This is a genomic window from Roseateles sp. (genome assembly GCF_031397715.1).
GTDB lineage: Bacteria > Pseudomonadota > Gammaproteobacteria > Burkholderiales > Burkholderiaceae_C > Paucibacter_A.
The window spans coordinates 1-10,101 of sequence record NZ_JANNMI010000124.1; the positions used below are offsets into that span (position 1 = coordinate 1).

11 protein-coding genes and 1 pseudogene are annotated in these 10,101 nt (G+C 61.8%); 3 read left to right on the forward strand and 9 right to left on the reverse strand.

Annotated elements, in window-relative coordinates; translation table 11 throughout:
• The 5 genes from RMO57_RS05475 to RMO57_RS05495 form a co-directional block, all read right to left on the reverse strand.
• On the reverse strand, positions 1 to 283 hold a 283-nt coding region (locus tag RMO57_RS05475; RefSeq protein WP_310384955.1), incomplete at its 3' end, for a GTP-binding protein.
• A gap of 70 nt (positions 284 to 353) precedes the next feature.
• Entirely contained in the window at positions 354 to 824 is a 471-nt protein-coding gene (rpsG, locus tag RMO57_RS05480) for a 30S ribosomal protein S7 (RefSeq protein ID WP_310384957.1), read from the reverse strand.
• A gap of 163 nt (positions 825 to 987) precedes the next feature.
• The gene (gene rpsL, locus RMO57_RS05485; RefSeq protein ID WP_058721899.1) at positions 988 to 1,365 is read right to left on the reverse strand and encodes a 30S ribosomal protein S12; all 378 of its coding nucleotides are present in this window, start codon (positions 1,363 to 1,365) and stop codon (positions 988 to 990) included.
• Positions 1,366 to 1,816: 451 nt separating this feature from the next.
• The gene (locus RMO57_RS05490; protein WP_310384959.1) at positions 1,817 to 2,287 is read right to left on the reverse strand and encodes a hypothetical protein; all 471 of its coding nucleotides are present in this window, start codon (positions 2,285 to 2,287) and stop codon (positions 1,817 to 1,819) included.
• Between the two features lie 352 nt (positions 2,288 to 2,639).
• Positions 2,640 to 2,939, reverse strand: coding sequence for a hypothetical protein (locus tag RMO57_RS05495; protein WP_310384961.1), 300 nt, complete (start codon positions 2,937 to 2,939; stop codon positions 2,640 to 2,642).
• A 221-nt stretch (positions 2,940 to 3,160) separates the two neighbouring features.
• Here RMO57_RS05495 and RMO57_RS05500 point away from each other — a divergent pair, with 221 nt between their 5' ends.
• Positions 3,161 to 4,099 (forward strand): M48 family metallopeptidase, encoded by a 939-nt coding sequence (locus tag RMO57_RS05500; RefSeq protein ID WP_310384963.1) that lies wholly within the window; start codon positions 3,161 to 3,163, stop codon positions 4,097 to 4,099.
• 76 nt (positions 4,100 to 4,175) lie between these two features.
• Here RMO57_RS05500 and yidC read toward each other — a convergent pair whose 3' ends face one another.
• The 4 genes from yidC to rpmH are packed head-to-tail and all read right to left on the reverse strand — an operon-like array spanning position 4,176 to position 6,852.
• Positions 4,176 to 5,906 (reverse strand): membrane protein insertase YidC, encoded by a 1,731-nt coding sequence (gene yidC, locus RMO57_RS05505; protein ID WP_310384965.1) that lies wholly within the window; start codon positions 5,904 to 5,906, stop codon positions 4,176 to 4,178.
• A complete protein-coding gene (gene yidD, locus RMO57_RS05510) occupies positions 5,903 to 6,217 on the reverse strand; it encodes a membrane protein insertion efficiency factor YidD (RefSeq protein ID WP_310384967.1) in 315 nt (104 codons plus the stop codon). Before yidD ends, yidC begins: the two co-directional genes overlap by 4 nt.
• A 20-nt stretch (positions 6,218 to 6,237) precedes the next feature.
• Complete coding sequence (locus RMO57_RS05515) at positions 6,238 to 6,699, reverse strand: ribonuclease P protein component (RefSeq protein WP_310384969.1); 462 nt, start codon at positions 6,697 to 6,699, stop codon at positions 6,238 to 6,240.
• An 18-nt stretch (positions 6,700 to 6,717) separates the two neighbouring features.
• Positions 6,718 to 6,852, reverse strand: coding sequence for a 50S ribosomal protein L34 (gene rpmH / locus RMO57_RS05520; RefSeq protein ID WP_054021782.1), 135 nt, complete (start codon positions 6,850 to 6,852; stop codon positions 6,718 to 6,720).
• Positions 6,853 to 7,675: 823 nt separating this feature from the next.
• Here rpmH and dnaA point away from each other — a divergent pair.
• A pseudogene (dnaA, locus tag RMO57_RS05525) lies at positions 7,676 to 9,169 on the forward strand (chromosomal replication initiator protein DnaA); the annotation flags it as partial.
• A gap of 231 nt (positions 9,170 to 9,400) precedes the next feature.
• Positions 9,401 to 10,101, forward strand: a 701-nt coding sequence (dnaN, locus tag RMO57_RS05530; protein WP_310384972.1) for a DNA polymerase III subunit beta, incomplete at its 3' end; no start/stop codon positions are given.

A 10,101-nucleotide genomic window follows, 5' to 3' on the forward strand; every position in this document is an offset into this window, starting at 1 on the left:
AGTCAACGTGGCCAGGCGTATCAATGATGTTGATACGGTGCTCTGGGAAAGTCTTGCCCATACCCGACCAGAAGCAAGTGGTAGCAGCAGACGTAATCGTGATGCCGCGCTCTTGCTCTTGCTCCATCCAGTCCATGGTGGCCGCGCCATCGTGCACTTCACCGATTTTGTGGTTCACGCCCGTGTAAAACAGGATGCGCTCTGTCGTCGTCGTCTTGCCGGCGTCGATGTGCGCCGAGATACCGATATTGCGGTAGCGCTCGATGGGGGTCTTACGTGCCATGATGTCACTCCAAAAAGGCAGGAGCCGCCAGCGGGTTAGTATTAACCCGAGGCGGCCGGAACTTGGTAGTTTAGAAGCGGAAGTGCGAGAACGCCTTGTTGGCTTCAGCCATGCGGTGAACTTCGTCACGCTTTTTCATGGCGCCGCCGCGGCCTTCTGCGGCCTCCAGCAACTCATTGGCCAAACGCTGGAACATCGACTTCTCACCGCGCTTGCGGGCCGACTCCTTCAACCAACGCATGGCCAAAGCCATCCGGCGAACGGGGCGAACTTCCACGGGAACTTGGTAGTTTGCTCCGCCGACACGGCGTGACTTCACCTCAACCATTGGCTTGACGTTGTTCAGGGCGACCATGAACACTTCCAGCGGATCTTTGCCGGCCTTCTTTTCGATCTGCTCCAAAGCGCCATAAATGATGCGCTCTGCGACGGCCTTCTTGCCCGATTCCATGATCACGTTCATGAATTTGGACAGGTCAACATTACCGAATTTTGGATCAGGCAGGATGTCCCGCTTGGGTACTTCGCGACGACGTGGCATGGGATTCTTCCTCTTGCTTCAGTTGGTACGGGCATATGCCCTGCACCGTTGGATGGCCACCGACTTCTGGGGCATCCACTTACTCGATCTGCTGTCAACCCGAGGGCGACACGAATCGAAAAATATCGAGCGCCAGCATGGTGCCGGGCCGATAGGGCTTGTCTTACTTGTTCTTCGGACGCTTCGCGCCGTACTTCGAACGCGACTGCTTGCGGTCTTTCACGCCCTGCAAGTCGAGTGAGCCACGCACGATGTGGTAACGCACACCCGGCAAGTCTTTAACCCGGCCGCCGCGCACCAGCACAACGCTGTGCTCTTGCAAGTTGTGGCCTTCACCGCCGATGTACGAGATAACCTCGAAACCGTTGGTCAGACGCACCTTGGCGACTTTACGCAAAGCCGAGTTAGGCTTCTTAGGAGTCGTGGTGTACACGCGAGTGCACACACCGCGGCGCTGGGGGCAACCCTGCATCGCTGGCGACTTGGATTTCGTGACCTCGGTCTCTCGACCGTGGCGCACGAGTTGATTGATTGTTGGCATAAGTAACTTGTTCCCGTTTGAAGTCACACGCTTCGGCTTAAACGCACTCAGGATGAGTACAAGCCCTGTGTAGCCCCTGCAAACTCAGCCAACCCGAAGGGATTCGCTGAATTTTCAGAGTGCACCGCGTGAAGCGGAACACTTGATGATGCTTCGGCCGCGCGAACTGCGCAGCAAGGCCCGCCGAAGAGCCTGTGATTGTAGTTCAGAAAAGCCCTAAGACACAAGTCTTCGCCTTGCCCAATGAGACATGAGCCTGAACTGCCACTGCATTTCCACCCAGGAATGAGCCTGAACCGAGGTTTTGGCTGAGTGGGCGCCAGCTGATCATCACAAACAGGGTGACCCGGACCAGTTTTCGAGCACCTTGCTGTTTTAGTAGCCATGGAGGGCGCGGCACATTGATCTTCTCGGTCACATGGGCCAGCCGGTTGAGGTCGCACAGCGAGTACTAGATCAGGCGGCCGCCGGTCAAGCGCGCATCGGCGGCGACGAGCAAGCTCGACTGGGCAGCAATACGGGCTAGCCCCTGCCCGGACGCGATCTCGTAGCGCTGGCAGGCGACGGATGTCTGCTGCGCCAGACACAGCGCTCGGTTTTTCAGAGACGGCGGCAGGGACAACATCATGTTGATAGATGGGCTCATCGGCTGGAGTTTCCAACTTGATGCCAGCCGGCGCTCGAAAAAAAGTGCACCGTCCGCCTCAAAGATTTGAAGCCCGCGGCAGGATGCGGATCCAACCGGGCAGGCGGCGGCGCTGTCGGCCAGCGGGAAGCTGCCGGCCAAGCGCAGTGTGGCCGGCTCGGGTGCGCAATCCAGGCGGCCCGGGTAGTAGGGCGAGAACTCGTCCAAGAACTCGTCCAGGCGCAAGTCCTCAGCCACCAGCCAGCCGCGCCGCCAGGCTTCGCGCAGCCGGCACAACGGGCCCGAGACAGCATTGCGGCCGACGCCGCAGCGCAGGCTGCGGCTGGCGCCTGAATGCGCAGGCCTTGATGAATCTCGACCCAGCCCTCGAACACACTCAGAGCACGGCGCCACCGCCGTCCAGCAGCCGCATAGACAAGCAGCTGCCGGCGTATTCCTGCAAGCCACCCTGGAAGGGTGTATGGCGCCCAGTTGTTTGCGCGGGCGTGCAGCAGCAGTTCGCCCCGGCTCAAGCGGATATGGTGTTGCTGAGCCCCCCAACAGGCCGACGGAGCCCAGGCCCAGGGCAGAAGTCGCGCTGCACTTGAGCAGGCGGCGCCGGCGCTGGGCCAGACCGCCTCCACTCGGCTCAGACCCAGCCATACTCGGGCGCGTGCGCCAGCAAAAACGCCAACAGTGGCAGCTCGGCCAGGCCCTGCAGCCTGCGGTCGAACGCCAGCGGCAGCTTCAATGTAGCCGCACGCTTTTCGACTGAAGGATGAAAAGCGTGCGGCTGAACGGCCAGCGCCTCCAGATGGACGGCCTCCAAATCGCGGCCCTGCCGGTGGTTGACCAGGGAGCCTTGGGCGATGGTGCTGAGCTGCGGGGGCATGAACGCGTCTTGCGCCAGATCGGCCGCCGGCTCGGGCTGACCCAGGCGGCGCCGCAACCAGCCAAGCAGCCAAGCCTAGTGCTGTCGATACAGCTGGGTCAAAGGATCAAGCGCGGCGCGGGGGGGCACGGGGCAAGGAGCAAGGACAGCCGGCGCGGCACTCATCGAGAATATTGCTCAATATCGCATTGCTGGCTCGCATTGCCTTGGAGGGGTGTCAGCATGTCTTCTCAAACAGGCCTCAGAATAGTCGTCAAGTGCCGCCAACCAGCCCAGCCATGCCGCAAGATTTTGACTCCCGCGATTCAGCCCTACCCTTCGGCTTCGGCCACTGTTCTTGCCACGCTGATGGCGGCCGCGTCCAGCGTTCGCGCCGCCTGTTCACCGGCCTGCTCGGCGTCTCGGCCCTGCTGCCGGCTTGGGCGCGCGAGGGTGTCGAGGTCGGAAAGACCAGCCCCTTGGCGAAATTGGTGCCGGCCGAGCAGGTCGAGGCGGCTGGCGCCCAGCAATACCAGCAAATGATAGGCCAGGCCAATCAGCAGCGCGCGCTGGCGCCGGCCAATCACCCGCAGCTGCAGCGCCTGCGCGCAATTGCCAAACGCCTCATCCCCGAGGCGCAGGCCTGGAATCCGCGCGCCAAGGACTGGCGCTGGGAGGTCAACCTGATCGACAGCCCGCAGCTGAATGCCTTCGCGATGCCGGGCGGCAAGATCGCGTTCTATTACGGCATCCTGGAGAAACTCAAGCTCAATGATGACGAGGTCGCCGCCATCATGGGCCACGAGATCGCCCACGCCTTGCGCGAACATGCGCGCGAGCGCATGGCCAAGACGCAGGCGACGCGCGTCGGCGCCTCGGTGCTGTCCAGCTTGCTGGGCCTGGGCAATGTCGGCGATGCGGTGCTGGGCATGGGCGGGCAGTTGCTGACGCTGACCTTCAGCCGCGAGGACGAGAGCGAGGCCGATCTGGTGGGCATGGAGCTGGCCGCGCGGGCCGGCTACGACCCAACTGCGGGCATCACGCTGTGGCAAAAAATGGGCGCAACGACAAAGGGTGCGCCGCCGCAATGGCTGTCCACCCACCCGGCTGGGCCGACCCGCATCCGCGACATCGAGGCCAATCTTCCCAAGGTCAAGGGGCTTTATGAAAAAGCCGACAAGCCAACACAGCGCTTCGATGTGGCGCCGCCCTTGCAGAGGCGGGCCACCCAAGGTTGAGCGTTTGCAGTCGCAACAGAAAAAAGCCCCCAAGGCGTAAGACCTTGGGGGCTTTTTTGTAATCAGCAGGCGTCAACTACTCTTGCACGCCCATTTGCTTGTTAATCATCCACTGCTGGGCGATCGACAAGATGTTGTTGGTCAGCCAATACAGCACCAGGCCGGCCGGGAAGACGAAGAACATGAAGCTGAAGGCCAGCGGCATGAACCACATCATCTTGGCTTGCATTGGATCTGGTGGTTTCGGGTTCAACCAGACCTGGAACAGGCTGGACGCCGTCATCAGCAGCGGCAAGATGAAATAGGGGTCCTTGACCGAAAGGTCAACAATCCAGCCAATCCAGGGCGCGCCGCGCATCTCGACCGAGGACAGCAGCACCCAGTACAGCCCCATGAAGAACGGCATTTGCAACAGAATCGGCAGGCAGCCGCCGACCGGGTTGACCTTTTCTTCGCGGTAGATGCGCATCATCTCTTGCTGCATCTCGGCCGGCTTGTCCTTCAGGCGCTCGCGCATCGCTTGCACCTTGGGTCCGACGGCCTTCATATTGGCCATGCTCTTGTAAGCACTGGCGTTGAGCCAGTAAAAAGCGATCTTCAGCAGCACCACCAGGGCAATGATGGCCCAGCCCCAGTTACCCAGCACGCCGTATAGCTTCTCAAGCAACCAAAACAGCGGTTTGGCCAGGATGGCGAAGATGCCGTAGTCCTTGATCAGCTCGAAGCCAGGCGCCAGTTCGGCCAGCTTGACTTCTTCTTGCGGGCCGACGAAGAGCTTGTCGGCGTGGGTTGCGGTGGCGCCCGATGCCAGCGCAGGCAAGGTGAACACCATGCCGACCGCATATTGATCGGGCACCGCACCCTTGACCTTGGTGACGAAGAACTCGCGCGGCGCGCTGTCGTTGTGCAGCCAGGCGCTGGCGAAGTAATGCTGGACCATCGCGACCCAGCCGTCGTTGGCGTTCTTCTGCACATCGACCTTGCCCTTGTCGATGTCGCTGAACTCGACTTTCTGGAACTTGGCCTGGTCGGTGTACAGCGCCGGGCCGGTGAAGGTCGGGGCAAAAGCCATGCCGCCGGGGCCGGCGACGTTGTTGCGCACCAGCTGCACATAGACCTGCGGCGTCACGGCGGCAGCGCCCACGTTGACGATCTCGTGCTTGACGGCGATCACATGCTCGCCGCGCTTGAAGGTGAAGGTCTTGATGTATTTGACGCCGCCCTGCTCGGGCGACTCCATGCGCACGACCAACTCATTGGCGCCGTCTTTCAGCACCCGCTCGCCGGGCGCCACCGTCATCAGGGTGTTGTGCGTAGGCAGCGGTTCGCCCTGGCCGCCGATCAGGCCGGTCTGGGCCTTGTAGCTCTGGCCCACGCTGTCGAGCAGCACGATGGGCGTTTGCGGCGCGGTTGGCTTGGCCTTGATGCCCACCGCCTGCAGGATGGGGTCAAACAAGCCCGGCTCGGGGCCGGTCAGATAGGTCGGCAACTCCACCCGGGTGACGTCGCCGCCCAGGGTGTCTAGCGTCACATCCAGCACATCGGTCTTGATGTGGACCTTTTCACTGGTCGCAGCCAGCGGCGCGCTGACGGCCGGCAAGCCGGCCTGGCCCGCGGCGACCGCGCCCGGGCTCGCGCTGGGTACGCCGGTCGCACCGTTAGCGCCAGCCGGCACAGTCGCAACCACCTTGGGCGCGGAAGGGCTGAACATGGACGGATGTCCATTGTGTTTTTGCCAACCGTCCCACAGTAGGACGAGAGACATGGTGAACACCACCCACAGCACGGTGCGGCGTATATCAGTCATGAGGAGGCTTCTGAATTGGAGTTTCGAGGAGGGGACGCCGACGCACACCCAAGTCGGGTGAACAGGCCGGGCGCATTGTCAGGCACGCCATCATGGCCGCCCGCGCAAAACGGATTGCAGCGCAAGATACGGTGGACGGTCAGGTAACTACCCACACAAGCGCCGTGGCGTTGCAACGCTTCGATCGAATAGACCGAACAGCTGGGCTCAAAGCGGCACGAGGCGCCCAGCCATGGGCTCAGCAGCAGCCGATAGCCGCGCACCAATGCAATCAATACCCGTTGGGGGATCGCAGCCAGGTGGGTGAGCATGGTGTGAGCTGCCTTGGCGCTCAGGAATTCGCGCGCGCCAGCACGCGGCCGACCAGCTGCACAAGCTCGGCATGCACGGCCGCCCGCAACGCATCCGACGCCGCGCTGGGGAACAGCTTGCGGTCGAAAGGCGTGCGCAGACGCACCACCCACAAGCCAGGCGGCAGGGCGGGTTGCTGAGCAAAGGCGGCGCGAATTTGGCGCTTCATCAGCGAGCGAGTCACCGACCGCTTGGCATGGCGCTTGGGCACGATCGCGCCCAACCAACAGGCATCCGGCGGCATTTCATCCACAGGGCTGTGGGTGACTTGTGCGTTAGCTGTTGATAACTTGGCTGCGGCGGTGGATAAGACCTTGGCAGGCTTAGCTGCAACGCTGGGCATCGCGGCAAGGTGATGCACCGCGAAATGACTGCTGCGCACGCGGCTGACGCTGGCCAGCACGCGCTCAAAGTCGGCCGATCGCACGATGCGGCCGATCATGACTTCAGCGCCCTGAACTTAGACAGCCAGGCGTTTGCGGCCCTTGGCGCGGCGCGCGGCGATGACGGCGCGGCCGCCGCGTGTCTTCATGCGAACCAGGAAGCCGTGAGTACGGGCGCGGCGGGTCTTGGAGGCTTGGTAAGTGCGTTTCATGATGGGGCCCCTTTAGGCAATATCTAGGCAGTAATCTAGGCGGAACTAGCGAAGGTCTAAGGACGTCGGGTGACGCTTTAGCGTTGGTTGGCGATCAGTCGCCGGCTTGCAAAACGATTGGCGACGTTTGCGCGATTTGCGCGATTTGCGCGATTTGCGCATTTTTTGCGCGGTTCACGGTCCGCACCTCGGTCGTCGGGCAGTTCCCGGCTCGATTTCAATCAAAGCCAAAAACCACGTTGCGACGGCCACTGATGTGTACCGAGCCGGCGCGCCGCTTATGCGTTCGCACGCACTCGCCTGCTTCAGCTTGTGCGTTCGCATCCACTCGCCTGCTTCAGCGTACGTCGCCTGCGCAAAAATCCTTGACGTGACGTCGTGGATCCTTCGCTAACGGTGAGGTACTGCCCAAGCCTGCCAGCGCTGCGTAGATAGATGCCCGAGCAAACCGCACAAATTCTTGCGCGCCGTGACCAGACATTCCTACCCCGCCATACCCAGCGTCCGGGAAACCCGCGATTACACCAAAGAATTGAGGCTCGGTCAACACTTCAGTCATTTTTAGGCAAGTTCACGCAGCCTTCTGCACGCCAAAAAACTGTGGATAACTTTCTGAATTTGGCTTTAGACCCGTACAATCCAGCCGCTCCAGAACAAGTTTTCCACAATGAGCGCAGACATGCTTGATGTAATGGGCGCAGACAATTTTGGTGCGGATGATCCGATGGCGGACAACACAATTTCGGCAAGTTCCAGCGCCGACCTCAGCGCCAGCGGCGACGCGAACAGTCACACAAATAGTCATACAAACAGCCACGCGAGCCTCTGGCAGCTCGGCTGCGAGAGACTGATTGCAGAGCTGCCCGAGCAGCAATTCAACACCTGGATTCGGCCCTTGCCACCCGCTGTCGTGATCGACAACGGCGCAGCGGGCGGCTTAGTCGTGTGCCTGCGCGCACCCAATCGCTTCAAGCTCGTCTGGATCCGCAATCAATACGCGGGTCGCATCGAATCGATTCTGTCTGAATTGGCCGATCGGCCGGTTCGCCTGGACTTGGCGCTGGCAACACGCGACGCAGCGCCCGGCACTGCCGCTTCAGCGACCTCATCGGCAACAGCCGCCACTCGTCCGCAGGCAATGGCTGCCGGCCAGGTGTTGCACAACGGCCTGCGCCCAGTCTCGATCAACCCCACGCCAGCCGGCACCGCCGCCCAAGCCGAGGGCGGCATGACCCAGCCAGGGCAGCAACGGCCAACGGCCAGCCCCAAGCCGCAGAACCTTGCCCCCAGCGCCAGTCGCCACCGCATCAACAGCGCGCTCACCTTCGACAACCTGGTGCCCGGCCGCGCCAACCAAATGGCCCGCACCGCCGCCCTGCATGTGGCCGGCGCGCCGGGCGCCATGTACAACCCGCTGTTCATTTACGGCGGCGTCGGCCTGGGCAAGACCCATTTAATCCACGCCGTCGGCAATGCCTTGCTGAAGGACAAGCCCGACGCCCGTGTGCTTTACTTGCACGCCGAGCAGTTCATCTCCGACGTGGTGAAGAACTACCAACGCAAGACCTTTGATGAGCTGAAGGCCAAGTACCACTCGCTCGACCTGCTGCTGATCGATGATGTGCAGTTCTTCGCCGGCAAGGAGCGCACGCAAGAAGAGTTCTTCAACGCGTTTGAGGCGCTGTTGGCCAAGCGCGCCCACATCATCATGACCAGCGACACCTACCCCAAGGGCCTGGCCGATATCGATGAGCGCCTGACCAGCCGCTTTGACGCCGGCCTGACGGTGGCGATCGAGCCGCCCGAGCTGGAAATGCGGGTGGCGATTCTGATCAAGAAGGCCGAGGCGGAACAAACGCCGATGCCCGAGGACGTCGCCTTCTTCATCGCCAAGAACGTGCGCGCCAATGTGCGCGAGCTCGAAGGCGCCTTGCGCAAGGTCTTGGCCTACAGCCGCTTCAGCCACAAGGAAATCAATATCCAGCTGGCACGCGAGGCGCTGAAGGATTTGTTGTCGATCCAGAACCGGCAGATTTCGGTCGAGAACATCCAGAAGACCGTGGCCGACTTCTACAAGATCAAGATCGCCGATATGTACAGCAAGAAGCGGCCGGCCAGCATTGCCCGGCCGCGCCAGATCGCCATGTACATCGCCAAGGAGCTGACGCAGAAAAGCCTGCCCGAGATCGGTGAGCTGTTCGGCGGGCGCGACCACACGACGGTGCTGCACGCGGTGCGCAAGATCGGCGGTGAGCGCCAGAAGAATACCGAGCTGAATCAGCAGCTGCATGTGCTGGAGCAAACGCTAAAGGGTTGATCCGCACTTCAATTTACGCCGCGCGGGTCAAGAATCAGACTCGGAGTAGGTCAAAATGCGGGGCGCTGCCGTAGCACGGTAGGCCCGGTTAGAACAAGCCAAATTGGGACTGACGCAAAATTGTTCCAGCTAGGCATGACGCCGCAGACAGTACGCCCTGTACGGCAAGGCGTCATAACGACACTGGGGCGATTTTGCGTAAGTCCTAAAGATAAGTGGAAAGAGGTTGACATGATTGTGTTGAAAGCCCCCCAAGACAAGGTGCTCGGCGCCCTACAGGCGGTTGCAGGCATCGTGGAGAGGCGCCACACCCTGCCCGTGCTGGCCAATGTGCTGATCCGCAAGCATGGCGGCAGCCTGGAGCTGACCACCAGCGATTTGGAAATCCAGGTCCGCACCACCGCCGAGTTGGGCGGTGACGAGGGCGACTTCAGCACCACCGTCGGCGCGCGCAAGCTGATCGACATCCTGCGTTCGATGCCGGCCGACCAGACCGTCTCGCTGACCGCCAACGCCTCCAAGCTGACCCTGCAAGGCGGCAAGAGCCGCTTCACGCTGCAGACGCTGCCGGCGGACGACTTCCCGCTGGTACAAGAAGCGGCCGACTTCGGCCCCGCCTTCGCCGTGCCGCAAAAGACGCTGAAGCAGCTGATCAACCAAGTGCACTTCTCGATGGCGGTGCATGACATACGCTATTACCTGAACGGCATCTTGTTCGTCGCCGAAGGCAAGAGCCTGACGCTGGTCGCCACCGACGGCCACCGCCTGGCGCTGGCCCAGGCCGAGCTGGCAACCGAGATCCCCAAGCAAGAAGTCATCCTGCCACGCAAGACCGTGCTGGAGCTGATGCGTTTGCTGAAGGACGGCGGCAAGGACGCTGCGGATGAGCAGCCCATCGAGATGCGCTTTGCCGGCAACCAGGCCAAGTTCAG